General features: G+C 49.9%; 27 protein-coding genes and 4 pseudogenes. 9 read left to right on the top strand and 22 right to left on the bottom strand.

Annotation, left to right across the window (positions count from 1 at the left end):
• Positions 1 to 76: 76 nt before the first annotated feature.
• Positions 77 to 865 (bottom strand): helix-turn-helix domain-containing protein, encoded by a 789-nt coding sequence (locus H0S68_RS24970; protein ID WP_410529607.1) that lies wholly within the window; start codon positions 863 to 865, stop codon positions 77 to 79.
• A gap of 293 nt (positions 866 to 1,158) precedes the next feature.
• Positions 1,159 to 1,842 (bottom strand): annotated as a pseudogene (locus tag H0S68_RS24965) (IS6 family transposase).
• Positions 1,843 to 1,907: 65 nt separating this feature from the next.
• Between H0S68_RS24965 and H0S68_RS24960 the strand changes: the two are divergent.
• Positions 1,908 to 2,902: pseudogene (locus H0S68_RS24960) on the top strand (IS4 family transposase); the annotation flags it as partial.
• 490 nt (positions 2,903 to 3,392) lie between these two features.
• Positions 3,393 to 4,501 (top strand): IS3 family transposase gene (locus H0S68_RS24955; RefSeq protein ID WP_410529606.1). Its coding sequence is split into 2 segments (ribosomal slippage): positions 3,393 to 3,654 and positions 3,654 to 4,501, totalling 1,110 coding nucleotides; the frame shifts between segments, so codons are not numbered across the junction.
• Between the two features lie 135 nt (positions 4,502 to 4,636).
• Here H0S68_RS24955 and H0S68_RS24950 read toward each other — a convergent pair.
• Positions 4,637 to 5,053 (bottom strand): annotated as a pseudogene (locus H0S68_RS24950) (tyrosine-type recombinase/integrase); the annotation flags it as partial.
• A 49-nt stretch (positions 5,054 to 5,102) separates the two neighbouring features.
• Here H0S68_RS24950 and H0S68_RS24945 point away from each other — a divergent pair.
• A complete protein-coding gene (locus tag H0S68_RS24945) occupies positions 5,103 to 5,744 on the top strand; it encodes a transposase (RefSeq protein ID WP_410529605.1) in 642 nt (213 codons plus the stop codon).
• Between the two features lie 524 nt (positions 5,745 to 6,268).
• Here H0S68_RS24945 and H0S68_RS24940 read toward each other — a convergent pair.
• The 5 genes from H0S68_RS24940 to H0S68_RS24920 all read right to left on the bottom strand — a co-directional run bounded on the left by H0S68_RS24940 (position 6,269) and on the right by H0S68_RS24920 (position 10,485).
• The gene (locus H0S68_RS24940; RefSeq protein ID WP_201896536.1) at positions 6,269 to 6,508 is read right to left on the bottom strand and encodes a plasmid partition protein ParG; all 240 of its coding nucleotides are present in this window, start codon (positions 6,506 to 6,508) and stop codon (positions 6,269 to 6,271) included.
• A 2-nt stretch (positions 6,509 to 6,510) separates the two neighbouring features.
• Positions 6,511 to 7,134: a ParA family partition ATPase gene (gene parA / locus H0S68_RS24935; protein WP_261440463.1), complete on the bottom strand. Its 624-nt coding sequence runs from the start codon at positions 7,132 to 7,134 to the stop codon at positions 6,511 to 6,513.
• 173 nt (positions 7,135 to 7,307) lie between these two features.
• Positions 7,308 to 8,072, bottom strand: a complete 765-nt coding sequence (locus tag H0S68_RS24930; protein WP_410529604.1) for a tyrosine-type recombinase/integrase — start codon at positions 8,070 to 8,072, stop codon at positions 7,308 to 7,310.
• Between the two features lie 454 nt (positions 8,073 to 8,526).
• Positions 8,527 to 9,726: a hypothetical protein gene (locus tag H0S68_RS24925; protein ID WP_410529603.1), complete on the bottom strand. Its 1,200-nt coding sequence runs from the start codon at positions 9,724 to 9,726 to the stop codon at positions 8,527 to 8,529.
• Positions 9,727 to 9,738: 12 nt separating this feature from the next.
• Entirely contained in the window at positions 9,739 to 10,485 is a 747-nt protein-coding gene (locus H0S68_RS24920) for a hypothetical protein (protein WP_410529602.1), read from the bottom strand.
• A 453-nt stretch (positions 10,486 to 10,938) separates the two neighbouring features.
• Between H0S68_RS24920 and H0S68_RS24915 the strand changes: the two genes are divergently transcribed.
• The 3 genes from H0S68_RS24915 to H0S68_RS24905 are packed head-to-tail and all read left to right on the top strand — an operon-like array spanning position 10,939 to position 12,529.
• A complete protein-coding gene (locus H0S68_RS24915; protein WP_410529601.1) occupies positions 10,939 to 11,394 on the top strand; it encodes a recombinase family protein in 456 nt (151 codons plus the stop codon).
• A complete protein-coding gene (locus H0S68_RS24910) occupies positions 11,391 to 11,585 on the top strand; it encodes a helix-turn-helix domain-containing protein (protein ID WP_410529600.1) in 195 nt (64 codons plus the stop codon). Before H0S68_RS24915 ends, H0S68_RS24910 begins: the two co-directional genes overlap by 4 nt.
• Positions 11,582 to 12,529 carry an Rpn family recombination-promoting nuclease/putative transposase gene (locus tag H0S68_RS24905; RefSeq protein WP_410529599.1) on the top strand — a complete coding sequence of 316 codons (948 nt, stop codon included), beginning with the start codon at positions 11,582 to 11,584 and terminating at the stop codon, positions 12,527 to 12,529. The genes H0S68_RS24910 and H0S68_RS24905 overlap by 4 nt, the downstream gene beginning before the upstream one ends.
• Positions 12,530 to 12,836: 307 nt before the next feature.
• Here the strand turns inward: H0S68_RS24905 and H0S68_RS24900 are convergent.
• From H0S68_RS24900 to H0S68_RS24890, 3 genes and pseudogenes are all read right to left on the bottom strand, one after another.
• A pseudogene (locus tag H0S68_RS24900) lies at positions 12,837 to 12,932 on the bottom strand (recombinase family protein); the annotation flags it as partial.
• Positions 12,933 to 12,979: 47 nt separating this feature from the next.
• A complete protein-coding gene (locus tag H0S68_RS24895) occupies positions 12,980 to 14,059 on the bottom strand; it encodes an LD-carboxypeptidase (RefSeq protein ID WP_410529598.1) in 1,080 nt (359 codons plus the stop codon).
• Positions 14,060 to 14,298: 239 nt separating this feature from the next.
• Positions 14,299 to 14,661, bottom strand: a complete 363-nt coding sequence (locus H0S68_RS24890) for a hypothetical protein (RefSeq protein ID WP_410529597.1) — start codon at positions 14,659 to 14,661, stop codon at positions 14,299 to 14,301.
• 281 nt (positions 14,662 to 14,942) lie between these two features.
• Here H0S68_RS24890 and istA point away from each other — a divergent pair, with 281 nt between their 5' ends.
• Together istA and istB are read left to right on the top strand one after the other, a co-directional pair.
• On the top strand, positions 14,943 to 16,487 hold the full coding sequence (gene istA, locus H0S68_RS24885) for an IS21 family transposase (RefSeq protein WP_410529514.1): 1,545 nt from the start codon (positions 14,943 to 14,945) through the stop codon (positions 16,485 to 16,487).
• Between the two features lie 13 nt (positions 16,488 to 16,500).
• On the top strand, positions 16,501 to 17,241 hold the full coding sequence (gene istB, locus H0S68_RS24880) for an IS21-like element helper ATPase IstB (RefSeq protein WP_410529636.1): 741 nt from the start codon (positions 16,501 to 16,503) through the stop codon (positions 17,239 to 17,241).
• A gap of 55 nt (positions 17,242 to 17,296) precedes the next feature.
• Here the strand turns inward: istB and H0S68_RS24875 are convergent, their stop codons facing one another.
• The 10 genes from H0S68_RS24875 to H0S68_RS24830 all read right to left on the bottom strand — a co-directional run bounded on the left by H0S68_RS24875 (position 17,297) and on the right by H0S68_RS24830 (position 23,439).
• Positions 17,297 to 18,172, bottom strand: coding sequence for an LPD29 domain-containing protein (locus H0S68_RS24875; protein WP_410529596.1), 876 nt, complete (start codon positions 18,170 to 18,172; stop codon positions 17,297 to 17,299).
• Between the two features lie 744 nt (positions 18,173 to 18,916).
• The gene (locus H0S68_RS24870; protein ID WP_410529595.1) at positions 18,917 to 19,789 is read right to left on the bottom strand and encodes an N-6 DNA methylase; all 873 of its coding nucleotides are present in this window, start codon (positions 19,787 to 19,789) and stop codon (positions 18,917 to 18,919) included.
• Positions 19,790 to 19,876: 87 nt separating this feature from the next.
• Positions 19,877 to 20,140, bottom strand: a complete 264-nt coding sequence (locus tag H0S68_RS24865; RefSeq protein ID WP_410529594.1) for a hypothetical protein — start codon at positions 20,138 to 20,140, stop codon at positions 19,877 to 19,879.
• Between the two features lie 87 nt (positions 20,141 to 20,227).
• The gene (locus H0S68_RS24860) at positions 20,228 to 20,584 is read right to left on the bottom strand and encodes a hypothetical protein (RefSeq protein WP_410529593.1); all 357 of its coding nucleotides are present in this window, start codon (positions 20,582 to 20,584) and stop codon (positions 20,228 to 20,230) included.
• Between the two features lie 36 nt (positions 20,585 to 20,620).
• On the bottom strand, positions 20,621 to 21,040 hold the full coding sequence (locus H0S68_RS24855) for a protein TraE (RefSeq protein WP_410529592.1): 420 nt from the start codon (positions 21,038 to 21,040) through the stop codon (positions 20,621 to 20,623).
• A gap of 764 nt (positions 21,041 to 21,804) precedes the next feature.
• Positions 21,805 to 22,041: a hypothetical protein gene (locus H0S68_RS24850; protein ID WP_410529591.1), complete on the bottom strand. Its 237-nt coding sequence runs from the start codon at positions 22,039 to 22,041 to the stop codon at positions 21,805 to 21,807.
• Positions 22,041 to 22,214 carry a hypothetical protein gene (locus tag H0S68_RS24845; RefSeq protein WP_182825577.1) on the bottom strand — a complete coding sequence of 58 codons (174 nt, stop codon included), beginning with the start codon at positions 22,212 to 22,214 and terminating at the stop codon, positions 22,041 to 22,043. Before H0S68_RS24845 ends, H0S68_RS24850 begins: the two co-directional genes overlap by 1 nt.
• 48 nt (positions 22,215 to 22,262) lie before the next feature.
• The gene (locus tag H0S68_RS24840; RefSeq protein WP_410529590.1) at positions 22,263 to 22,574 is read right to left on the bottom strand and encodes a helix-turn-helix domain-containing protein; all 312 of its coding nucleotides are present in this window, start codon (positions 22,572 to 22,574) and stop codon (positions 22,263 to 22,265) included.
• Positions 22,571 to 22,912, bottom strand: coding sequence for a toxin (locus H0S68_RS24835; RefSeq protein WP_182825575.1), 342 nt, complete (start codon positions 22,910 to 22,912; stop codon positions 22,571 to 22,573). The genes H0S68_RS24840 and H0S68_RS24835 overlap by 4 nt, the downstream gene beginning before the upstream one ends.
• Positions 22,913 to 22,998: 86 nt before the next feature.
• The gene (locus H0S68_RS24830) at positions 22,999 to 23,439 is read right to left on the bottom strand and encodes a dehydrogenase (protein WP_349526274.1); all 441 of its coding nucleotides are present in this window, start codon (positions 23,437 to 23,439) and stop codon (positions 22,999 to 23,001) included.
• A gap of 557 nt (positions 23,440 to 23,996) precedes the next feature.
• Here H0S68_RS24830 and H0S68_RS24825 point away from each other — a divergent pair.
• Positions 23,997 to 24,230: a DNA polymerase III subunit theta gene (locus H0S68_RS24825; RefSeq protein ID WP_410529589.1), complete on the top strand. Its 234-nt coding sequence runs from the start codon at positions 23,997 to 23,999 to the stop codon at positions 24,228 to 24,230.
• A 41-nt stretch (positions 24,231 to 24,271) separates the two neighbouring features.
• On the opposite strand, the gene H0S68_RS24820 is transcribed toward H0S68_RS24825, so the two are convergent.
• A complete protein-coding gene (locus H0S68_RS24820; RefSeq protein WP_410529588.1) occupies positions 24,272 to 24,511 on the bottom strand; it encodes a hypothetical protein in 240 nt (79 codons plus the stop codon).
• Between the last annotated feature and the right edge of the window lie 148 nt (positions 24,512 to 24,659).

Raw genomic sequence — 24,659 nt, 5'->3', positions numbered from 1 at the left:
CTCCTTTTGGGTTTTGAGGTGGTTATCTAAATTAAATCTTATGAATATTGGTCACTGTAATATTAATTAGTTGAGGCTAGCCAACAATGAACGGTGTTTTATCAAGAAAAAATGAATTTAACGTTGACATACCTAATTTACTTAACGCATTCCTTTTATGTACACTTACCGTTTTAGCAGATATACAATATTTTCTTGCAATTACCGCTGGACGCACACCGTTCAATAAATCGGTAATAATCACCCTTTCCTTCGGTGTTAGTAAATTTACATCCCCACATTCTACTAAAAGTCCAGCTTTTCCATCGCGACCTAGCAATTCTTTTATTGATGAAATTTGTTCTTTTCTTGAAATAAAAGTATCTATTCCAAATGCTCTTATTAGTTTAAATGTAGGCATATTAATTACATCAAAAGAAATGATGACCCGTGGTGGCGAAGCCAAATATATTAATGAATTTAATATATAAAAACAATTAAAATCCATAAAGTCAATAAAAATAACGACCTCATCTATAACCGTATCTAACGAAAGTTTATAAAAAAAATCACAACACCTCATTGAACACAAAGAACAACTAAGATTATCACTACACTTTATTACATGCTTCATTCCATTCAATGCAAAATAGCAACTATCTAAAACAGCCACTTCCTTAATTATTCTCATTCCTTCCAACCCATTCACTAAACGGAGTTTTAGTGGCATAAATGGCGTTAATGGCGTTAATGGCGTTAATGGCGTTAATGGCGTTAATGGCGTTAATGGCGTTAATGGCGTTAATGGCGTTAATGGCGTTAATGGCGTTAATGCTGCAGTGCCTTCGTGCTTTTCTTTTGGATTAGAATATCGTAAAAATGGCATTTCTCAAAACATTTGAGAATAAAAATACACAAATAAAGAATAAAAAAACCAAATCAATCAAATGATCGATATATGATGCATTAAAATAAAAAACATCTCACTTTTTATCAAAACAAAAAACCATCAAATCTAAAGGCAGGTCATAAGAAGGGAATTACCTTAAGCTGCAAATGAGTTAAATTCTGTTGATTTTAGTAACCACAGTAATTTATAGCCTATAATGTATTAAGGGGTTCATTGTAGCACTGTTGCAAAGTTAGCTTTGAGGTAGCCTTTTGTCTTATTGAAAGGCCTTACATTTCAAAAAATCTGCTTACCAGACATATCTCGGCTAAAGTAGAAGTTTTCCGCCTGGCCTTTACGCAGCGCCCGCATTACATCAATACCTTTGATGGTGGCGTAAGTTGTCTTCATGGATTTAAATCCCAGCGTGGCGCCGATTATCCTTTTCAGTTTGCCATGATCGCATTCGATAACTTTATTCCGGTACTTAATCTGTCGGTGTTCTACGTCAGACCGGCATCGACCTTCGCGTTTGAATTGAGCAAGCATACGGCCGCTTTATCCATGTTGATAAATCTCGGGATCTGCCACTTTTTGACGTTGTTGAGGATTTTCCCCAGGAACCGGTAGGTGGCTTTGCTGTTACGACGTGGGGAGATATAAAAATCAACAGTGCAGCGCCTGTTGTCGAAGGCTCGATACAGATAAGCCCACCGGCCATTCACCTTCACGTACGTTTCGTCAATGTGCCATGGGCAAAGATCGGAAGGGTTACGCCAGTACCAGCGCAGTCGTTTCTCTATTTCAGGTGCATAACGCTGAACCCAGCGGTAAATCGTGGAGTGATCGACATTCACATCACGTTCGGCCAGCATCTCCTGCAGCACACGGTAGCTGATGCCGTATTTGCAGTACCAGCGTACCGCCCACAGAATGATGTCATGCTGAAAATGACAGTCTTTGAATGGGTTCATGTACTGCTCCGTCAGCAAAAGATGACGATGAGTTTATCGCCTGCAGATTTTTGCAACAGTGCCGTAATTTGTCTCTCTATCATGATATCCCACTAATTTTTAAAAACATTATTAGAATGTTAACGCGACAACTTTCCTTCGTGGTGATTACCGGCGATTGACGTGGGTATCCATCGCAAGACTATCATGTTTTGCGGGCCAGCCATCATTTGTGATGGTCGTTCACTATCGCTATTAAGCAAGGTTGTTCCATCAACTAAAAAATAATGTATTAATTCAAAAGGATTTTCTTGATGAGTTGGCCAAGGCTATCGCACCGGAGAAGAAAGTTATCATTATTACAGATGCAGGGTTTCAAGCTAATTGGTTCCAACATGTAAAAATGCTTGGTTGGAATTTTATCGGCCGTGTTCGTGGCAATGTTAAATTTCGCCTCCAAACGACGGGTGAGATATGACACCACCTTTCTGATATGGAAGGAAAAAATCGACCTGAAGATTTAGGTAAAGGGACGTTAACTCGAACGCATAGTTCTCGGTGTGACGGATATTTTTATCTTTACAGAAAAGAAGCAAAAGGACGCTAAAATAAGCGTTCTAAGGGACGCGCCGCTCGCCCCAAAGCGGAGAAAGAACAACTTGCATCAGCCAAAGAACCTTGTTAATACTTAGTAGTATGGATAACTTTAAGCTACGTGAAATCATGAAATTGTACAGTCGATCGAATGCAGATCGAGCAAAACTTCCGAGATGAAAAAAGCGAACGTGTCGGGTTTGGCCTGCGTACCAGTTACAGTCGTTCAGTAGAGAGAATGCTGGTCCTGAGCCTGCTTGCGACGCTGAGCAAAATAGTTCTGTGGTTTATTGGATATCATGCTTAAAATAAAGGATTACATCTGAAGTATCAAGCCAACAGCATTAAATCGCGGCGGGTTATCTCATATCTGACGTTGGCGGAGAATGTCCTGCGACACTCCCCGCTAATTTTACGAAGGACGGTGCTGAGCACCGTTCTTAACCACCTAGCCAAAACCTATAGAAATATTGTGCTGGTTTATTAGCGCTGATTTTGTGGAGCACCCTCAGCCCATAGGGGAGCTACGTTCATGAAAACCACGGCACCTTCCGCCGTAAGGCATTTAGCAGCAGCTGAGCTAATTCCCTTTACACCGCCCATTCTATTCAGTATTTGTAAGCTCAGGATAATATTACGATAATTTAACAGCATACTAGATAGCGGAGCTAACATAAAACCTTATAGTTCGAATCACGCCTCAAATTTGCTGACTTAAGACACTATAATAAACGCGTAGTCAGAATGATAATGCCCAATAACAGAATGGCACTGCCAAAAAATCTATTAATATAAATACCCATGATCGGACTCCGTTTTATACTAAGTGCTATTTTACCCGCAAGAAATACCAGGGGGATTTCAATTATGAGCATAATTAAGATAAGCACAATACCCTGACCCTGACCCAAAATCCTGCTCCATTCAGAAACAGAATTCCGGCATGATAATGACTCCCCTGAACGGAGGATGTGCCGATGAAAAAGTCACGATTCACCGAAGAGCAGATTGTTTTTGCCCTGAAGCAGGCTGAACTGGGTACGTCAGTGCCGGACGTCTGTCGTAAGCTGGGCATTTCGGATGCCACTTTCTATACGTGGCGTAAAAAATACGGCGGCATTTCTCCTTCGGAGCTGAAGCATATGCGGCAACTGGAAGAGGAAAATCTGCGGCTGAAGAGGCTAGTTGCCGATCTGAGCCTCGACAAGGCGATGCTGCAGGACGTGCTGGCAAAAAAGAGCTGACGCTGGCACGCCTGCGCGAATGGGTCAGGGATTTGCAAGCCCGCTACGGTGCCAGTGAGAGACAGGTCTGTTTTGCGCTGCGGGTCAGCCGCAGCTCGTTTCGATATCGTTCTGTGGCCGCCGACGACAGCGCACTACGGCTACGTATCCGTGAGATAACCGAAACCCGGGTTCATTACGGGTACCGCCGGGTACACGTGATGCTCAGGCGGGAAGGCTGGCCCGATAATCACAAAAGAATCTACCGCCTCTACTGTGAGCAGGGTCTGTCGCTGCGCCTCAAACGGCCACGCCGCAATAAATCGGCCCAGCGCCGACAACCGCAGCCTCAGGGTCTGTATCCGAATCACGTCTGGGGCATGGATTTTGTCTCTGATGCGTTGTTTGACGGGCGACGACTGCGCCTGCTGACGGTTATCGACCTGTACACCCGCGAATGCCTGGGGATCTGCGTGGGGCAGAATTTGTGTTCAACAGAAGTGGCAGAAATGCTGAATAGCATAGCGCTCAGACGTCCTTTACCTCAGTTGCTAAAAACCGATAATGGTTCTGAATTTGCAGGGAAAATGCTGGACAGATGGGTGTACGAAAGAGGCATCAGAATCGACTTCTCACGCCCGGGAACACCGACGGACAATGCGACGGTGGAGTCCTTCAACGGCAGGTTACGGCAGGAATGTCTGAACGAGAACTGGTTTATGTCTTTGGAGGATGCACGGTGCAAAATCGAGGCCTGGCGCATACACTATAACCAGAGGCGTCCCCATTCTGCGCTGGGCTGGATGACCCCGTCAGAATTTGCTGAGAAGTCTGCCGGTTGCCAGAATACACAACCAACATGAAGCCGGTAATTCCTGATTATGACTGGATCATATTCGGGGTCAGGGTCAATTTATCTCACTCATCAAATTAATTCCCTTCTTGTTAAGAAGAACCATTGGATAACCTACTCCGCTGGTTTTGAGTTAGTAATGCAATCATGTTCCTTTCAGCATGTCTATGGCGTCAAGTTCAGGCATCGAGAATTGCACCCGGTGCCGCGCCGCCACATCCAGCGCAAACACCTTCGTATAGACCTCCGTGGAGCTGAGCGACTTGTGCCCCATCAGCGCTTGCAGCACCTTGAGTGGAATGCCGGCATACAGCATATGCATCGCGTAGCTGTGTCGGAAGGTGTGCGGGGTGATGGGCACCGAGAACGTCACACCATCCTGCGCTGCCGCGTCCACGGCCTCGGCCAGCCAGCTGCGTACCGTCCGATCGGTGATCGTCCACAGCCGCGCTTTCTCCATCCGGCCGGTACGGGCGTTGCGGCGCTCCAGCGGAATTTTCAGCGTGGCCACCATGGTCTGCAATTGCGCGACGTACTGCGGATCAGACAGCGGCACCAGGCGGCAGCTGTTCTTTAAAAAGAAAGAGGTAGAGCAAATCTGGCGCAATGCCGTGGTTTACCTGCTGCGCGACAACTACGCGCAAATCAACCCCGGTGGCCTGCCAGGCCTCGGCTATATCCGCAACGAAGACCGGTGGCACCGTTACCTGCATGCGCAATATCGCCGTGCCTGGAAGGTACACTTCGCCAAAAAGACTCGCGGCGCCTGGCGTAGCGTGAAATACCTCGGCCGTTATCTGAAGCGCCCGCCGGTGGCCGCTTCGCAGCTGCGCCACTATCGCGGCGGGGCTGTGGTGCATCAGTATTACGACCACCGCACGCAGCAACACAAACGCCAGAAAATCAGTCAGGAGGAGATGCTGCAGCGGTACGTTAGCCATATGCCGGCGCGGCATTTTAAGATGGTGCGCTACTATGGTTTTCTGGCCAACCGTAAACGGGGCACGCTGCTGCCGAAGGTCTACGACGCGCTGGAGATGACGGTACGGGAAAAACCGCAGAAGCCGGGGTTCGCTGTGCAGATGAAAACGTTCTTGGGCACCGATCCGTATCAGTGCATTCTTTGCAAAGGCCGGTTGCGTTTTGCCGGCGCCATGGCGGGCGAGCACGCCACAAAAATGCTCTCTGACAGGCTGCATCGGATGGAAAAAAAGCGATGGCTTCAGGCACCGGCACTGGATCAGTGCGCCTGAAAAACGGGTTTTAGATTAAAAACACATCAAAGCGTGTGTTTTTTCACATAAACCAGAGCAATGCCGCACCACCACGAGATACAGCGAGCTACCGTTTATGGTCAGTCGCTCTAAAAAGATACGATCCAATCTCCTAACCATCAAGTAGAATTGAGCGTCATCACGGACGACGCAGTTCTGCACAACGGCCTCACCTGCAGAAGGCACGCCAAAAACTCGAATTATCCAACCTGGTTGCCGTCACCAGCGCCGTCCAGGTGAGGCTCACCATGGCCATGATGGGCCTGCACATTGATTTGCGCGAGGAGCGCCCACGAGTGGCATAGTCGTTACTGATTTCTGTATTTAATGAAATGTTATTTTCATTAAATACAGATAATCGTAATGATAGCTTTCAAACGGTACGCAGGGAGCTACGGCTCGACAGCCATGATGAGTCGTAACCTGCCTGCCCTACCGTCTCATCCTAAACGCAAAAGCGTTTAATCTTAAAATCGCATAATCGTAAAACGTTAAATACAGAATTACTCTTTTCCGTATTTGTTGTACAACAGCTCACGCACTTCATCGGCGATCTTGGTACCCCGCAGAGCACAGGCAGACTTGATAGCTTTATGGAGACTCTCCGGGATATCAATCGTGAGTCGCTTCATTTTCTCGACCGGCAGTGGCTCTTCTTCAACAGAACGGCTTTCCACCCAGGCATCCGCACTGGGGGCCGGTTTGGTTGGCTTGGCCCCAAAAGTCACTTTTTTCCCACTCATGCTTATTGCTCCAAAATCTCGTTAACCAGGGCACGTATCTCTTTTGACGCGGCGGAATCCGGTTCAAGTTCGAATACCGCTTTGCCGACCGCGGCGGCCTCAGCGAAAATCACGCGCTGTGAAACCGTGGCCTTCAGCACCGGCGTTTCATACGTCGACAGCGCCTCGCCCACATCGCGGCCAATCGCAGTATTTACGATTTTACGATTAACCGCAAATACAGATTTAAGGTTTTCTTTATAAATTTTGGCTTCATGGATCAGAGTGACCACTTCTTGTGCCGCCCAAACGTCATACGGGCTGGGCTGAACAGGAATAACGACCAGGTCTGCGGCCATGATGGCGGAACGGGCCAGATCCGTGACGCGAGGTGGTCCATCGATGACGATATGGTCATAATCCTGGGTGAACTTGCCGATATCCTTATGCAGCGTTGCGCGCGGTAAACCCAGCACCGGGAAAGCGGACTCTTCCTCTCTTGCCGCCGCCCAATCGAGGGCACTGCCCTGAGGATCAGCATCAAGCAGCAACACACGCGCACCATCCGCTGCCAGGCGGGCGGCGATATTCACACTGAGAGTGGTTTTGCCGACTCCCCCTTTCTGGTTCAGTACAGAGATAATCATCAGGCTCTCCTGGTATGAGTTATTACGATTTTCAGTAAAATCGCATTTCCGCAAACTAACAATTACGATTAAATTGCAGTGTATGCATAACCGCGGGCAAGGTCAATACTGAAATCATTAATTACGCTTTTCTGTAAAATCGCATTTGCGATTATCTGCAAAACACCCGACGACTATCGTGTGGCGGGCAGCACCAGCAACCCGCGCGCCTCATCTACCGACAGGGAGAACGTCAGATCCGGCGTCACGTCCAACGCAAAAATCTTCGTATACACCTCGGTGTTTTCCAGGCGCTTATGCCCCATCAGCGCCTGCACCTGCTTGATGTGCACCCCATTCATCAGCAGATGCACCGCATAGCTGTGCCTGAATGTGTGCGGGGTGATCGGCCGTACCGAGAACGTCACGCCGTCCCGTTCCGCCCGCGCGATCGCCGCCTTCAGCCAATTGCGGGGCGTTTCCTGGCTGGCCACATCCCACATTGGCGTCGCCCGTCGGGTGAGCAGTTTGAACGTCGCAAAGTATTCTTGCAGCCGGCGCACGTAACCCATATCCGGCAACGGCACCGCCCGGAACGGGGCCTCCCACAGCTGCTGCTCTTCTTTGGTCGGTCGCCGACGAGGGCGGGGCACGCGCTGCTTCAGGGTGCGCAGCCGGACAAACGGCAGGTCGGCGTTGAAGAACACATCCCCCGGCGTCAGCGCCAGCGCTTCGTTGATGCGGGCACCGGTATTCCACAACGTTTCGATCAGCATGCGCTGGCGCAGATCGGGCAGGTAGTCGAGCAGCACCGCAATTTCCGGCGCCAGCAGGTAGCGGGGCACATCCAGATCGGCGGCAAGGGCCATTTCGCGCAGCCGGATGGCGCGCGCAAAGCCGCCAGGCAGACTGATCGCGCTACGTGAATTCTGTCCCATCTCGAGGGGGATGATACTCAATTTTTCATTCTCCGCACTCAGTGCACTTTTCGGCCTTCAAAGGCCACGATCGCGCTTTGACACCCTCGGCGATCGCCAAGTTGGCGCTCAATGCACTATTGTGCCGCGTCAGCCCCGGCGCCGTGAAGCCGAATAAATCGGTGATCGGTCAGGACAGCATTGCATAAAAATTGGGGAAAAAACGGAATGTACGTAAAAAACGTAACCGCTATTGACGCCAATGTGCACGGGCTTGGCTGAAGGGAAACGGATATTGGCACTAACCTTATGTTATCAGAAGGTAAATCAGCCTGGGGCCGGCCGGACAGGGTGGTTGGGGAGTCTAGCGGTAAAGCCCAATCGCAGACAGGAGAGGATTAAGCTGCAGCCTGACAGATAAATGCTTATTTAAACGAGTGAATTATACCAATACCAGAAAATGAAAATGTCTTCATTTTCTGGTACGGTATTTTCGTTATGCGTATTTGAAGTAGACTTCCGACAGCTCGTGTTCAACGCCATCAATCAACGCTTTTGAGCGCTCACCAAGCAGGTTACCATTGACATCTGTGATGTCTACTATGTCGAAGTTTAAATAAAGTTTTTCAATATTCAACTCAGCTAATGTGAAAATCTCACCTTTATCGACAACACCATCCTTATTTTTGTCAACCCAAACACGCAAGTCCGCATAAATTTCATTATCTTTATCAATAAAACCTCGTTTTAACGTGTCAAACTCGGCGAGTTTATAGAATCCATCCATTCGACCTTTGCCACCAAACAAATCATTAATGTCAGTGACTGTTTCATCCCGATTTTTACTAAGAACCAAGAACCCTGAATTAGGCTCAATCCATGCAGACGTCACGGGGAACCCTACACCTAATAAATCAAATTCGACCGAATGGTCAAAAATGGAGGTGGTTTTGATTCCTTTACCATCCAGGTCAATCACAAGAGGAGATATTAACCCCATATATTGAACAACGATTTGTTTGACGGGTTTTTCACATGTTCCCAGGCTTAATGTCACAGCCTTGATAACGTCCCAAGCATCGTTGGATTCTCCCCAACCCTTTTCATAGGCGACACCCATGGTTTGCTTGACCTTGGCATCGATACACGGCTGCGCCCATTCAGGTAGCTGTTGGGGGCGCCACTTGTCACCCGTGATAGCCACTCTGACCACTTCTTTGCGTTGGTAGCTGTCTCCGGAACAGAGTAAGTTGCTGGCGTGCGCATAAATACTCAGTGCTGTATGAGGTTTCAGATAATTTGGCAACTGTGCACGGCCCAGTGCTGTCTTGTTAAATATTTGCATCCCGAAATCAACGCAATTTCCACAGGTAAGAGCATAGCTCAGGTTACCGTTTAAGGTTTCCCGGTTTGCTTGTGAGGCAAAAGCCAAAGCCTGATCGAAGTCATGCTTTGAGATATTAACCCGTTTGAAATCATGTGGGGATAGTATTTGTATCCTGCGCTGGTTGTCACTTTCTTCTTCATGAATTCCAGAGGGTTTTCCATCTGCAGTTTTCATATTGGCACCAAAAGTACCTTTATTAATGCCATTGCCATCGATAAAGGTAAAATTCACATGTCCCAAAGGCGTCTTTTGTCCCTCACCGGATGAATTGGCAAAAAACTGGTTAACACGAATATAGGGTTCCGCCATAATAATATCTCCTTATTTTTTATTGCGAATGACTAACACTGATTGTGTGTCAGTGTCAACGATTGTCGAAAATGTTTCAGGTATGTTTTTATTACAATCAAGTATGTGTCGCGAAGATTCAGCGTATTCAGCTAAAAAAGGTATTCTAGGATTCGGGTAACCACTAATCTTTCGCGCTTTTTCTAATGGTGTTAACGAGGCGCAGGGGTCTTCTAATGCTTTAATTAATTTCTGCTTATGTGATAAGTTTGAAAAAATGAAAGGCGCCATCTTATAAACGAAACACGAGGTGGGTGCATCATGCATAAGAGCATTTTTACACTGATGTTTTTGTATGAGTGGATTCTCTTTTGTAATCACTCGCTGTGTCGTTGTTTCTCTGATGAAATCTTTAGATTTTTTAATATCTACCTTTATCAGCTGGTTTCCACGCTTGATATAATATTCGGTGTCAAATACTGAAACTGAGACATCGTCGACTAATGAACAACCCCCACTTAACGCTTCCTTCAGAGTTTCATCTTTCCCATTACAAAGGTGTACTGACACTTTACCTCTAGGATCTTTGATTATTCCTTTTGCATAAGCCTCATAAATATTCTTTCCGGTAACTGATTCAATAGCGGCTGAGGTTGCTGCATCTTGGACGGCCAGTGACGGGATGAAATAAAATGGATCGGCGAATGATGAATAGGCATTCACTCCCCCAGAAAACAGCATACTAAGAAAATAACATAGTTTCCTACTAAAAACGGGCATGACTCCACTCCTTGAAAATACTGTATGGATAAACAGCTATCTGTATTCTACTTAAACGGGTGTACCCTGTCAATGAATGATAATCATTATCATTGACACTTTTTGCCATGTGATGCTCAACTAAAATGCATAGCACTTATGCATCCCCAAACTTCAATAAGTTGAGTACGATTTACTGCTGTGCGTCGACTAACACAGATGGTCTAATTGGATTTGTCACGACGGCTATGTTTAGCGTCACGCGTTTGAAAACCTCCATGCTCGCGTTTATCGGCTTTATTGCTCACATTAACCGCAAATCAAAATTCACCTCTGGACATCACAATTTTTTCTTTTTGAGTATACCTTTGTGAGAGCCAGGGCAATTTGTTCAAAACAAGTATCACATAACTTGATTCAGTAAATTTGATACGCAAAAATCTCATTATCTAATGTCTATTGAGATTAAATCGTATGGCGCTCGTCGGTTATGCTCGTGTATCCACCACAGATCAGGATCTGACACATCAGATAGCGGTGCTGACTTCAGCCGGCTGCCGTAAAATCTTCTCGGAGAAAATGACCGGCGCCAGGAAAGAGGGCCGTCAGGCACTCGATGACTGCCTTGATTACTTGCGAGAAGGGGATACGTTGGTGATCACCCGTATCGATCGCCTGTCACGCAGTCTGCGCGACTTACAGAATCTGGTTCATGAGCTTGAAGGGCAAAACATCAAGCTCAGGGCGACCGAGCAGGCCATCGATACCTCTTCAGCATCCGGCAAGGCTTTCCTGGATATGTTGGGCGTATTCGCCGAATTCGAGACACGCCTGCGTCAGGAACGGCAACGGGAAAGCATTGCCCGCGCGAAAGCCAGAGGGGCATATAAGGAAGAAAACCCACCGCTCAGGCGAAAGCGCAGCAGGTGATTGAATTGACGCTGGCCGGACTCACCCGCGAAGCGGTTGCCGACCAACTGGGCATTGGCAGGGCCAGCGTCTACCGAATATTAAAAACCTGGCGGCAGCAACACCCCGACGCTATTCTGCCCGGAGAACGGGTGAAGCCTTCGCTCAGCCATAGTGAGCCGTCGACCGAACATGTTACGATAGCGCCATGAAAAAAAACCCAACGCCCCATGATGCCACTTTCCGGCAATTTCTGACGCAACCCGAAATTGCCCGCGACTTCATGGAGATACATTTGCCGGCCGAACTGCGGGCCATCTGTGACCTCAGCACGCTGAAGCTGGAGTCCGGCTCCTTTGTCGAAGATGACCTGCGCCAGTATTTCAGCGACGTGCTCTACAGCCTGAAAACCACCGACGGCGCTGACGGTTACGTGCACGTGCTTATCGAGCACCAGTCCAGCCCGGATAAGCACATGGCGTTTCGCCTCATTCGCTATGCCGTCGCCGCCATGCAGCGTCACCTCGACGCCGGCCACAAAAAGCTGCCGCTGGTCATTCCGGTACTGTTCTACACAGGAAAACGCAGCCCGTACCCTTACTCGACCAACTGGCTGCAGGAGTTTGATGATCCAACGCTGGCCGGGAAACTGTACACCGGCGATTTTCCGTTGGTTGATGTGACCGTCATTCCCGACGAAGAGATTATGGGTCACCGCAGCATGGCCGCACTGACTCTGCTGCAGAAACATATTCGTCAGCGCGACCTGGCCGAACTGACCGACAGACTGTCCGCCATTCTGCTGGCCGGCTATCTCTCTTCGCCACAGGTGATTTCGCTGATACACTATATTATCCAGGCCGGTGAATCGGCGAATGCAGAGGCATTTGTCCGCGAACTGGCCCTGCGGGTTCCGCAACACGAGGAGGAACTGATGACCATCGCACAACAGCTTGAACAAAAAGGTATCGAGAAGGGTATCGAACAAGGTATCCAGAAAGGTATCCAGTTGGGTGAACAACGCGGTATTGAGAAAGGTCGCAATGAAGGCAAACTCGAAGTTGCCCGTACCATGCTGGCCAACGGCCTCGATCGCGACGCGGTGATGAAAATGACCGGGCTGACCGCTGACGACCTGGCACAAATCCGCCACTAATCTTTTGCGTCGAGGGGCAGGGCAGTCATTGACTGATAGGTGTAACGGCTCGCAATCGAAAACAGTCGGACTCGCAATCAGCGCAAATTTTGGCTCACATTAACTGCAACTGAAATCTGGTGCAGACTCACAATAACTGCAAATGGACTCGCATTTATCGCCGCTGGCTCGCAATCAAATTTTGTCGGCTCACGCTAAGTGAAAATGAAATTTTTGCCTGTGCGCATGATGAGCGTCCATGTCATTTTCAGAAGATAACTGCACGAAAGGTCAGAAGTGGGGGGCACTGGCTATCCGCCCCCATAACTCAGAGCTGATTGAGCAGTTTCTTTCCGTCAGTCCGCAGTTCCCATGCTGGTGAAATATGCCGGTATAATGTTTTTCGCGTGATCCCCGGTTCTTTGTTCTTTGCAACAGTGCCCGTTATCGCACTGCCATATCGCATTCAGGTTATTCATTTACAGGAGTCTGCGTCAGGCTGCACAACCGGGACAGGCTGCTGCATAAAATACTGGCGTGATGATCCAGAATAAATGGCTGATTAGTTTCACCATGCCCGAATTCCGGGTAATAATAAACCGGATAGTTAACGCGCCCGGCGAACTGTTTTATCACATACCGGTAAAGCGATTTTTCTTCGTCGCTGGCATTCAGGCCGTAAAACTGACCAAAAATAACACCGCGTGGGTGAAATTTCCGGCTGTACTCTATCTGATGCAGGGTGCGGTCAAGCTGTTTAGGCGTTACCCCCGTATCTTCCAGCATCATAATTTTATCTGAATAGCTGCCCTCATAGACTGTGGAAAACAGAGACTGAACCAGGGTCAGGTTCCCGCCATCCAGTTTACCACTCACTGTTTTTGCTGCCTGACGGTTCATCGGCTCGATGCCGGTGTAATTAACCCCGTGAGACAGGGCCTCAAAGACTTCATTCAGACTGTTGTTCATGCTGAGTTTTTTACTGTTATCAATCTCATGCATTTCTTTATTATAAGACGCCACCACGCCATGCACGCCTGGCCAGTTCAGCTCATGACTGACAAAGCTGTGAATGGCCGTTACGTCACTGAAGCCGATGAGGATTTTCGGCGTTGAGGCTGAAATACGCTGCCGGCTTGCATGCAGGGCAGGGTAAAGGTTGAGCCCCCCCGAGCCACCCCTGACAAACCAGAGGTAGTGCACGTTGCGATCACTGAGAGCATTAATGAGGGTCCGGGCCCGCTTTTCATCCGTATTGACGTAACCCAGCCTGGTAGGCTTCTGGTCGAGATATCGTTTGTCAACCGCGTAGCACTGGCGGGAAAACGCCGTCTCAATCTCCGGGATGACGTGCTCATCATATTGCGATGAGCTTGCAATCAGGAATACCGTCCCTTTTTGACCGGAACAGACTTTTCTTTCAGGCACCTCAGCCGGGGGAGCTGTTTTCTTCACAATGGTCGGTGGTAAGGTGGTCGCACACCCGGACAGGAAAAGCACAAGAACTAGGAGCGCGGTTTCTTTAAATGCCGTGCTTTTTATCTGAATCATATTCATCTTCCTTAACAATATGTTCGCCGCTGTTTTTGTTACGCTGGCATCTGCTGCGCGGCGGACGGTCACTACTTTTTTAGATTTGAAAAAGACTCTCCGACGGACCGCAGGTCGTTTATTTACACGGCTGTAAAGCGGCTGTGATGGCGGGTTTACTGAAAAAATAACTGACGTTTACCAGCTTCCGGCACAGCCCCGGTACTCAGGATGTCTGTGCCGGAAACCGGATATGGAGTCTAGCCGTCAACCAGGCTGTATCCCGTGAATTCAAATGTCTCGCCATACCGGACGGATATAATGACGGCCCCGTTACCGACCGTTGTGGTATCGACATATTCATTGCTAATCAGTGTGTTCGCATTCCAACCGGTAGTGGCATTTCCTCTCGCGTTTTTTACCTTCAGCTTCAGTCCGGTACCCGGGGTTCCCGCGTCAGTGTGAATGATAAGCTCCCCTCCGGCCACATCGCCGGCAACAAGCCTGAGCACATTACCATCAAAGCCGGCGGATGCAAAAGGGAACGCCATGCTGGCCTCCAGGCCGTAGTCACTGAGGTTTTTGCCTGGCGCAAAATCATAATCAACGGGTGTAAACATCATTTTGACTCCCTTGTTTGTGGAAAATACTTATCAACGAAGGCATTGCATATTCTGGCCAACGTGAACCCCCATTCTGGCGGAACGTGAACGCAGTTTCTGGTTTTACGTGAACGCGTATTCCGGCGGAAAATACCTCGATTTTGCACCATGACCAGAATCACTGTTCATTTTGCCAGAATCGGTGTTCACCCGACCGGAATTGCCGTTCACGTCGCCAGAACCATTCTTAACGCATTGATTTTTGATGCTATATCTATCCCTTTCATTCCAGGGGGTGATATATGCCAAACAAGAGAATCGCAATGCGTAAAATCCATGAAATTTTAAGGCTGCGTTTTGAAGTCGGCCTGTCCTTCCGCCAGATAAGCCAGTGCGCTGATGTCAGCACGGGCGCCATCCAGAAAATGCTCAAACGTCTTGAGGCCTCAGGGATCTCCTGGCCACTCCCTGAGGGGATGTCAGAGCCCCGACTTGCCAGTCTGCTATATCCTGAGTCTGACAGCCGTCCTGGCGCGCTGGAGGATCCTGACTGGGCTGAAATCCATATGGAGCTGCGTAAAAAAGGTGTCACTCGCCACCTTCTGTGGGAGGAATACTGCCAGCGGATGCCCGTCCGGGCGTACAGCTACTCGCAGTTCTGCTGCCGCTACCAGGCCTGGTGCCAGTCACAGAAACGCTCCATGCGCCAGCAGCATCTCGCCGGTGAAAAATGCTTTATCGACTACTGTGGACCCACGGTGCCGGTTATCTCACCTGAGACGGGTGAATGCCGGCAGGCGCAGATCTTCGTGGCGGTATTGGGCGCATCAAACTACACCTTCGCGGAGGCTACCTATACGCAAGCGCTACCAGACTGGCTTCTCAGCCACGTCAGGATGCTGGAGTTCTTCGGTGGTGTCCCCGAAATACTGGTTCCGGATAACCTGAAAAGCGGGGTTAGCAAAGCCTGTCGTTACGATCCTGAACTGAATCCCTCCTACCAGCAGTTGGCGGAGCATTATCAGGTTGCGGTGATACCGGCCCGGCCCAGAAAACCCAGAGACAAGCCGAAGGCGGAAGTTGGCGTTCAGATCGTCGAGCGCTGGATCCTGGCCCGGCTACGGCACCAGGTCTTCTTCTCGCTCGCCGAACTGAACCACTGTATCCGTACGCTGGTAACCGAACTCAACGAACGGCCCTTCAAAAAACTACCGGGCAACCGCCGGGAAGCCTTCGAAAGGCTGGACAGCCCCGCGCTCAGACCGTTACCGGTACAGCCGTGGCGCTACAGGCACATCAAAAAAGCGAAAGTGAATATCGATTATCACGTTGAATATGAACAGCATCATTACTCAGTACCCCATCAGCACGTCGGTAAAATGGTGGAGCTTCATGCCTTCGACAACCTGCTTGAAGTCTGGTCTGACGGACAGATGATCGCCAGTCACCCACGTCGCCTTCATCCGGGTAACAGTACCGCTGCAGAGCACATGCCAGAACGCCATCGCCACCATCAGCAATGGACGCCAGAGCGGCTCAAAAGCTGGGCGGCCGGTGTGGGCTCCGACACCCTCGCGTGGGTCAGCGGACGTCTGGCAGAAAAAGCGCATCCTGAACAGGCCTATCGCCTGTGTCTGGGGCTGCTGAGTCTGACGCGCGAGTATCCTTCAGAGCGCGTCAACAACAGCTGCCGGCTGGCTAACGCTGAGGGGCTGACCCGGCTGAAGCAGATAAAGTCGATCCTGAAGAATAACCGCGACCTGGTTCCAGCGGACAAAGATCTGCATCCGTCCCAGGAGCTTCCTCAGGAACATGAAAACATCCGTGGCCCACGCCACTTCCACTGAAACAGGGAACCCGATAATGCCACACACGCTGATGAAACAGCTGACAGAAATGAAACTGACGGGAATGGCGGCGGCGCTGTCCTCACAGATGGAGCAACCCGGCACTTACGAAGAGCTCTCCTTCAGGGAAAGACTGGCGTTGCTGGTCACGCGCGAATCTCTCGAAAGGGATCAACGTAAACAGAAACGTCTGCTACAAAAAGCCCGGCTAAGGCTTGAAGCCTCGGTCCACGACATCGACTACCAGCCAGCGAGAAACCTGGAGCGTTCGCGGATCGCTCAGCTAAGCCAGAACGAATGGGTGGTCAGGGGGCAGAACCTGCTGATAACCGGCCCCTGCGGCTGCGGCAAAACTTATGTGGGCTGTGCTCTGGGCAACAACGCCTGCCAGCAGGGTTACAGCGTGCAGTACTGGCGACTGAGCCGGTTGCTGGTAGAGCTGACGCACAGCCGCGCAGACGGTAGTTACCGGAAGCAGCTGACTCAACTGTCAAAAACGCAACTGCTTATCCTGGATGACTGGGGTCTTGAGCCGCTACTGCCAGCGCAGCGTAACGATCTGCTGGAACTGATGGATGACAGATACGGAAAGAACGCCACGGTGATGATAAGCCAGTTGCCAACGGATGAGTGGTACGGTTGCGTTGGTGATAACACACTGGCAGACGCGATCCTTGATCGTCTGATGCATAACTCCCACCGGCTGGAAATGAAAGGTGAGTCGATGAGAAAACGACTGGCACAGGTTGACTGAAAGTGAACGGTCGGTGTAATAAGAAGAAGTTAGGGCGCGTTAGGAAATAACGCGTTCACGTTCCCCCGGAATAACCGTTCAACTTCGCCAGAATACACACTTCTAGAGTGCACTCCTTAGTAATAAGTTCACTGCCGTATTTTTCCAATGCAATATATAACGCTTTTTTGATAAGTGCGTCTGATCGTTCCCGTTGTGTAAAAACGTACTTAGCTCCGCCAAAAACTTCATTGAACGGAGAGCTATTGTCTTCATACATATCTTGCATTGCATCAAAGCGACCATACTTATATTTGTCGGTAATTTCTCGAACTTGTTTTTCTGTTGGCCCATCTGTCCAGCCAATATACACACAATCATAATCCCGCTTACGAACAGAAAACTTAACTTTTGGATGTGCAGCTTTGAGTTCTTTTCTTATGTTAATGGCTACACCCTTTGCCCCGAGCTCATCAGTCTGCAATAATTTATACTCAGGTAAGTTTTTCACCCTCTCCTTTTCCTTGGAAAACCTTTCGTTTTCCAATCTCTCTTCTTCCGCTTTTTTTTCTGTGATCACATCGGTATATTCAATGGCCATTTTTACTGCATCAGCCGTGGCGACCTCTTCATGAATAGACCATTGCGCACTTCGTAAAATGCACTCAGGAATGAGCCGTGAACGTTCGCCATTAAAAAATGCAATATCAAAATTTGCGTTTCCACCACCCTGCCGGATAACCCCATTCACATTTTTATCTTGACCGTATTGAGATTGCTCACCATTAATTGAGCAGACAACCCCTCTTCCCAACCCATAAAGTTCGGTGCTAACAACCTGGCCAACGACAATGATTTTTTTCGCTCGTGCCTCAACAGAAATGATTTTTTCATCAATTCTTTCGGTAGATTTTTTTGTGGCGGTTTTGACGTTGACGTTTCGTGTATTCATGCTGTTTTTCTCCTCGGGTTATTATTTCTATCTTTCGGTGAGTCATCTCGCGGCACGGGCGAACGGAGTGCGGCCGCAGGCAGAACTCAAGGGGCGAAGACAAAAAGTTTTTGACCGCAGGGAGGAAAGTTTTTGGCGGAGTGAATTAAAACCCCTTGAGAGATGACCAGACAGTGCTACGTTTAAGCCCTGCGAGAAGACTGACAGAAAGATATGCGCCAGGTAGCGAGCTGGAATATACCCGACACGGCGGAACGTCGGGGCGGCCTTAGCGCTCCCGCTATCAGCGGGAGCAGTGAAAGCGGCTCAGGCAACAGCCTGCTGCAAGCGCCTGCCCTGGCTTTTGGCTTGCAGCCCTGAGCCGAAAGGCCCGAAACCGCTTGCGGGTTCGGCGAGACTTGTCAGCCGTGCAGCGGATGGCTAGCCGAGTAGGCTGATGGTTGGTCGCTTGCGGCCAGCCAACGCCCCAGACGTTATGGCTTTTGCTGTCGAACCTAATACACTGCCTGCACATGAATAAGTCCCCGGAAAAGTCATCGCCGGCACAAGAAAAAATGATGATAGAGACGAGAAAACTGCCTGAGAAGAGGCCAGGTAAGAAGAACGACGCCGCAGGCGTCGTTCCCTCTTAGTGTTTGCCCTTTGGCCCGCATTGCGTTGTGAATTTCCCCAACACCGGCAATGTGTAGATTTCATCGTTATCCGGTATGGCTTATCAGGCAAGGTATCCCCTGCCTGCCTTAGTTATTGTTGATACATCGGCCAGCGCATAGACGTCACCCGATACCAAAAGGGGGTATACATTTCCCGCTGGTATTTCAGTGTTAAGGAGTTGCCAATCACTACCCTCGCCGGGATACCCAGTAATGACAACTGGATGTAACACATCCGGGCCGCGACCTGATCGATGTCTACACAGTCGGCTCTTAGTTGAGTTTGCGGGTTGTAACCACTTTCAAGCATATGCTTGGCAAAGGCGATGACCATCCCACCGGCGCCGCAAGTTGGCTCACTGAGCGTGATATAGGGTGAGTTTTCCAACTCAGCTATGCGATCCCCGGCAACGAGACCTGTCATTAACTCAGAAATATGAAAGGGCGTAAAAAACTGCCCCATGCTATTGCTGCCTAGCTCAAGCTCCATAAACAGGCTTCCCAGGAAGTCACACATGCCCTGTTCCAGGCCCAACACAAGACAAGCCAGCAGGTTGCTCATACGCACTGCGTCGGCCTTTTCATAGCACCTGACGGTAGCCAGATACTCCTCCTCGATGACCGGCGACTTGAGGCATGCATTTTCAAGGGCACAGGCAGATAGCTTCACAAAATCGCTGAACACCTCATAACGATGATGATTTCGGGCAGTTTCACGAAAAATGGTCAAAAATTGTTTTCGCGGATCGACCTTGGCCAGCGCCGGTTTGATGATTGTCTGCGGAATCCTCTTCTTGTGTTCGGAATGCTGTTGAAAGGCCACTTTTTCGAGCGGCGCAGCGATGACAGATTTCGGAGAGGAAATAGGCGCAGTAAAGAACACTTGGCCATCAGATTTTTTTTCTGGCCTTTTAGAACCCAACCCGACCGACGGGGATTTAAAATCAGTATTGAATTCCATCATTTACCTGCAGCAGTGGTTTTAAAGTTAACATGGCGGCATGCTCCGATTCGGTGAATAGCCGCCCCTTTTCTGGGGCGGCTCGCGTTATCAGGCCATCGCCCGTGTTAACTCAAGAGCACGCAGAACATGCCCCCATTCACTGACGCACATAGCTGGAACATGCACTGATTTACCCTTACGGGCGCAACCTGCAATATGACGACCCAAGGCCCGTAAATCGCGGTCGACGTCACCGGCCGGAATACTGCCGCGTGCGATCCGCTGCTGACGTTTGACGCCTTCAGCCTCTTCAGTCAGTTGCTTTACATACGCCTCTGTTACTGTCATGATTGATGCTTCAATTGATTTCATGGTTATCTCCGTGTCACTTGATTGAGCGCCGGTCTAACTTTCTCAGGGGTAAACCGGCACGAGAGAGCAGCGGAAACGCTGCTTTTTTCATTTCCGGGCTTGCACTTCCCGACTCAGAACCTCCTTATCGATCCGCGCCAAAATGGCGTTATGCGGTAACGACACCACATCTCGGAATTTGAAATAACGCTCACCCACTTTCGCGAAAATCTCGGTCACTTCCCCGCAGTACATCTCTGCCAGCTTGAAAGATTCGCAATTAACATCCCCGCACCAGTCACGCGGATACATCACAGCAATCGCGTCCATGAATTTTTGCAGCGTGATCTCTTCAACGTCAGTACGTGCCTGTTTCTCACGCTGTTGCCAATAAGCCGCTTCTGCGCCTGCGCTGTAGTCCCAATTCATGCGGTTTTCTGTGGTCATTTCCTGAGTCTGATACATTGATTTCTCCTTCGGGTTAAGGTGGTAATTCACCGATTAAATTCGGGTTAATTTGCCAAAAGCGGGGATCGGTTGCCCATCATCGCCGCGTCGCATACTGCCATCCTGCGAAACATCGACAATCACGCCGGTATCGAGGCAAAGCCAGATATAGCCCCGCTGAACAAAGCGATAATCTGTTGTGCTCACACATACGGCTCGCACTTCTTCGGTTTGCTCCACGTCATACACGATGCAATCGACCGCATGGGTTTCGCGTGTAAAGCGCACTACGGCGTCAAAAGCATTGACTGCATTGGTCACATGACTGCAATTGAGAGTGACGCCGCCCCCGATGCAGGGCGCTGAAAATTTGACGCTGTAACGGCCCAGCGCCTGAGTTTCAAACAGACTCGCTTTCGCCTCCCATCTTTCGGAAGATTCAGGAGCGGCGGTCTTGACGTTCTGTGTGTTCATGCTGGTTTTCTCCTTGGTGGTTATGTCATCTCTCGGTGAGTTCTCTCGCGGCAAGGGCGAACGGAGTGCGGCCGCAGGCAGAGCTCAAGGGGCGGAGACGGAAAGTTTCTGACCAGAGGGAGGAAAGTTTTTGGCGGAGTGCATTTCACCCCTTGAGGGATGACCAGGCAGTGCTACGTTTAAGCCCTGCGAGGGGACTGGCCGAGAGATAAGCACCGGACGAACCGCGAGTAGGAACACACCCGACGCGGCGGAACAACGTGGCGTCCTTAGCGTTCCCGCCATCAGCGGGAGCAGTGACAGCGGCGCAGGCAACAGCCTGCTGCAAGCGCCTGCCCTCGCCGTTGCCGTTGGCTTTCAGACCCTAGCCGACAGGCCCGAAACCGCTCGCGGGTTCGGTGAGACTTGTCATCCGCACGCGGATGGCTAGTCGAGTAGGGCTCGATAGCTGGACGCTTGCGGCCGGCTACCGAAGGAAGCACGAGGCCATGTAGTTTTCCCTGATGTCCCTGGCACACCGGCAATCGATAACAAAGGACATATCCTGGCTTTGCAAATCAAAGAGGTTTTCTATTAATACGAGGAAGAAGCAAGGCCGAACAGGATAACCTCAATCAGATAGCCCTAATCAGCTTATACGGGGCCACACTACGACAAACGGCGCCACAGGCGCCGTCTCTCGATGATGTTCTGTTGCCTTTTCTTCTGCAGGTGCAAAAGAAGCAGCGCCATGTTATCGCTGCCTGTAGCGAGGCGTTCCCCGCTTATATTTCAGAACTGCCTATCCATTCGTCACCCAGGTACGCATCCCATCCTTCGGGCGCCATGCTGTCGATATCAATCGCCAGCAATTGGGCATGGGTCCAGCCGGTATCATCGGGACTGATACTTGCCAGCACTTTACCTGCCAGATCCTGTACTTTTAGGGGGTGGTTTTCGTCATCGATCAATAGATCAGGTTCTTTATCGCTGACAGGTTGCGCTACAAGTTTCGACATCATTAGTCTCCTTTTGAGGAAGTAACCCGCAAGAATAAAGCCGTAACGATGATGAGCGCGGTTGCCCCCCAGACATAAGGATTTGCCTCACCAAAATAGTATTTATTAAGGAAATACCCGCCGTATACGCATGCCACGCACCAGATAAGGCTAAGTAAAATCTGACGACTGGACATATCAAACTCCTTTTTGGTGGCTTAAATCAGCTTTAACGGACGCTGACGCTACAACGTCGCCAGCTCGTTCAACGTTAGCGGGTTCTTATCGACCATTTTGATGAGCAAGACGGCCTGTTTATTGGGTTTCGCCAGCCCCTGCTCCCAGTTTTGCAATGTGGTGACACCGGTATGCAGATACTGCGCAAAAACGGCCTGTGACAGCTTCAGCTTTTCTCGTACTGCTTTCACCTCTGCTGGCGTCATAGATACCGGTTTAATGCTTGCGCGGTGAGTACGCAGCGTTTTCTTTCCTTCATTGAACTCGCCCCAGGCATCCATCCCTTCCTGCAATTCGGCAAAAATGTCACGTTTAGTCATGATTTACCTCTTTTCTTCGCCTGTTCAAGCATTCCGCGCAACAGATCCTGTTGAGCTTTGGTTAGATCATCTTTCTGGTCTTTGTCGTACAGGGTAAACAACAGGAAATGTGATTTTTCCAGATACCAGTAATAAATCACCCGTATCCCGCCCCGCTTGCCCTTGTTCCGCCTCGAGTCGGCAAAACGTACTTTACGTAATCCCCCGGTATGTTTGATAACATCGCCACACTCCGGGTTTTTCAGCAGCATTTGCTGAAATTCACGAAATTCATCATCGGTGAGGTACTCAGCGCGGTGCCGCTCAAACGGCGGTAACTCGACAAATAATGCGTCCATATCACCTCAAGTTACTATCCTTTACTTGGGGACATTATATCCCCATAATGGGCATACTTAAACCTTTTGCAAAGCACAAAAGTACTTTATCTGTATGAGTTCTCGACTCTCAGAGTAAGGTCCAATCGATACCGCGCATGTTCAACCGCTCTTTCACCAATGGCACCAAACCACTCGCGGGTACATTGCTGTGCTTTGACCCAATATTGAATGATTTCATAATCGAGTTTCGGCTTTTCATCATTAGAGTACACCACCGAACCCCCTGCGGCCCATTCAGTCATTCTCCTGAAGATCTCGTAAAGTGCCTCTTCAAGTGCATCATCCGCCAAAATATTTTCGGCATACGACTCGTTCATGTCTTTCAAATAGACAAGCTCCATATCCAAGGCTCTGATTGCCTCCGGGTACTTCACTCCGGGCTTTTCCCACGGTTCAATATCATCGACCGGGCACAGGTTCACTTCCCCATATCTTTCAGAGTGTTCCTGCGTGGCGGTTTTGACGTTGACGTTTTGTGTGTTCATGCTGGCATCCCTCTTCGGTGGTTGGTTTATCTCTCGTCGGAACCTGGCGCGGCAAAAAGCTGCAGTAGCGACGCGAACGGGGGACAGCAAGGGCGCCGCTTGCGGCGTGTATTTCACCCTTGAGGGCACACGGGCGACGGTGCTACAAAAGCGGCCGGCGTAAGGGCCGATGAGGGATAGCCACCGGTGAGATGAGCAGGAACACACCCGACACGGCGACACGCCGGGGCGTCATTAGCGATCGTCGCCCAGGCGTCGAACAGTGAAAGCGGCGCAGGCAAACAGCCTGCTGCAAGCGCCTGCCCTGGACGTTGGCTTGCAGCCCTGAGCCGAAAGGCCCGAAACCCGTAGGGGTTCGGCGAGACTTGTCAGCCGCGAAAGCGGATGGCTAGCCGAGTAGACTGATGGTCGGGCGCTTGCGGCCGGCCACCGACCCCAGTTCCAGATATTGTCGTTTTTTCTACGGAACCTGGTGCACTGCCGGCAATTGATGCCCCTGCAGCGGCAGTGACCGAGCAACCGGGTATAATGACGGGAATGATCTGGAGGAACCGATCATGTCGTTTAACCTGGCGAACAAAACGAAAGAAGAAATGGACAAGCTCTACGTCGATAAAGACGCAGCTGGCGTCGCATTCAAAGAACGCTATAACCAGCCAGTGATCGCCGAACAAGTAGCCGCCACCCAACCTACTCACCTGCAGGACTATTTTTTCGAAAGACTGAAGATACACCGGGAGTACAGCAAAACCCTGGGCCGCATCGTGCCACAAAACGATGAAAAGAAATGAGGAAGAGGGCCGCGCTGGAAGCAGACAAGAGAAAGGCGCCGTCAGGCGCCTTGTTGTTTTTTATGCTTCTTTTTCGGCCCGTTGAAATGTCGGCGGTGTCGCACTGTCTCACCGACATCGATGGCCAGCACGCAAACAATCACGGGAAACGCCCACGATTGCCATGTATCACTGCTACGCGCAAGGACTGGATAGACATCCCGAATGGTCGTCTCCAAAAGCAGGTAAAGTACAAAACCAACCGCGCCCTCGATCCAAATAAATATGCCCTGAATTCGCATGGAGTTAATTTCCCCTATTGTTAATTCAATATAACCCCATACCGTTCTTGGTAAAGGTGTAGCAGATAACGATCATGGCTGTATTGTTTCAGCTTCTCTTTCTGCTCATTGATTTCTTTCGTCAATCGATTCTGAACCCGATGAGCCT

Origin of the sequence: Serratia sp. AXJ-M (assembly GCF_046531865.1) — a bacterium.
GTDB classification, from domain to species: Bacteria; Pseudomonadota; Gammaproteobacteria; order Enterobacterales; family Enterobacteriaceae; genus Serratia; species Serratia liquefaciens.
The sequence above is the reverse complement of the archived record's forward strand: the minus strand, read 5'-3'. Positions and strand labels throughout refer to the sequence as shown.

What these genes read in the sequence shown, in the direction of transcription:
- H0S68_RS24970 (WP_410529607.1), bottom strand. Translation starts at nt 865, where the DNA reads ATGCCATTTTTACGATATTCTAATCCAAAAGAAAAGCACGAAGGCACT.
- H0S68_RS24940 (WP_201896536.1), bottom strand. Translation starts at nt 6,508, where the DNA reads ATGAGTGGGAAAAAAGTGACTTTTGGGGCCAAGCCAACCAAACCGGCC.
- parA (WP_261440463.1), bottom strand. Translation starts at nt 7,134, where the DNA reads ATGATTATCTCTGTACTGAACCAGAAAGGGGGAGTCGGCAAAACCACT.
- H0S68_RS24925 (WP_410529603.1), bottom strand. Translation starts at nt 9,726, where the DNA reads ATGGCGGAACCCTATATTCGTGTTAACCAGTTTTTTGCCAATTCATCC.
- H0S68_RS24920 (WP_410529602.1), bottom strand. Translation starts at nt 10,485, where the DNA reads ATGCCCGTTTTTAGTAGGAAACTATGTTATTTTCTTAGTATGCTGTTT.
- H0S68_RS24915 (WP_410529601.1), top strand. Translation starts at nt 10,939, where the DNA reads ATGGCGCTCGTCGGTTATGCTCGTGTATCCACCACAGATCAGGATCTG.
- H0S68_RS24905 (WP_410529599.1), top strand. Translation starts at nt 11,582, where the DNA reads ATGAAAAAAAACCCAACGCCCCATGATGCCACTTTCCGGCAATTTCTG.
- H0S68_RS24895 (WP_410529598.1), bottom strand. Translation starts at nt 14,059, where the DNA reads ATGATTCAGATAAAAAGCACGGCATTTAAAGAAACCGCGCTCCTAGTT.
- H0S68_RS24890 (WP_410529597.1), bottom strand. Translation starts at nt 14,661, where the DNA reads ATGATGTTTACACCCGTTGATTATGATTTTGCGCCAGGCAAAAACCTC.
- istA (WP_410529514.1), top strand. Translation starts at nt 14,943, where the DNA reads ATGCCAAACAAGAGAATCGCAATGCGTAAAATCCATGAAATTTTAAGG.
- H0S68_RS24875 (WP_410529596.1), bottom strand. Translation starts at nt 18,172, where the DNA reads ATGAATACACGAAACGTCAACGTCAAAACCGCCACAAAAAAATCTACC.
- H0S68_RS24870 (WP_410529595.1), bottom strand. Translation starts at nt 19,789, where the DNA reads ATGATGGAATTCAATACTGATTTTAAATCCCCGTCGGTCGGGTTGGGT.
- H0S68_RS24865 (WP_410529594.1), bottom strand. Translation starts at nt 20,140, where the DNA reads ATGAAATCAATTGAAGCATCAATCATGACAGTAACAGAGGCGTATGTA.
- H0S68_RS24860 (WP_410529593.1), bottom strand. Translation starts at nt 20,584, where the DNA reads ATGTATCAGACTCAGGAAATGACCACAGAAAACCGCATGAATTGGGAC.
- H0S68_RS24855 (WP_410529592.1), bottom strand. Translation starts at nt 21,040, where the DNA reads ATGAACACACAGAACGTCAAGACCGCCGCTCCTGAATCTTCCGAAAGA.
- H0S68_RS24850 (WP_410529591.1), bottom strand. Translation starts at nt 22,041, where the DNA reads ATGATGTCGAAACTTGTAGCGCAACCTGTCAGCGATAAAGAACCTGAT.
- H0S68_RS24845 (WP_182825577.1), bottom strand. Translation starts at nt 22,214, where the DNA reads ATGTCCAGTCGTCAGATTTTACTTAGCCTTATCTGGTGCGTGGCATGC.
- H0S68_RS24840 (WP_410529590.1), bottom strand. Translation starts at nt 22,574, where the DNA reads ATGACTAAACGTGACATTTTTGCCGAATTGCAGGAAGGGATGGATGCC.
- H0S68_RS24835 (WP_182825575.1), bottom strand. Translation starts at nt 22,912, where the DNA reads ATGGACGCATTATTTGTCGAGTTACCGCCGTTTGAGCGGCACCGCGCT.
- H0S68_RS24830 (WP_349526274.1), bottom strand. Translation starts at nt 23,439, where the DNA reads ATGAACACACAAAACGTCAACGTCAAAACCGCCACGCAGGAACACTCT.
- H0S68_RS24825 (WP_410529589.1), top strand. Translation starts at nt 23,997, where the DNA reads ATGTCGTTTAACCTGGCGAACAAAACGAAAGAAGAAATGGACAAGCTC.
- H0S68_RS24820 (WP_410529588.1), bottom strand. Translation starts at nt 24,511, where the DNA reads ATGCGAATTCAGGGCATATTTATTTGGATCGAGGGCGCGGTTGGTTTT.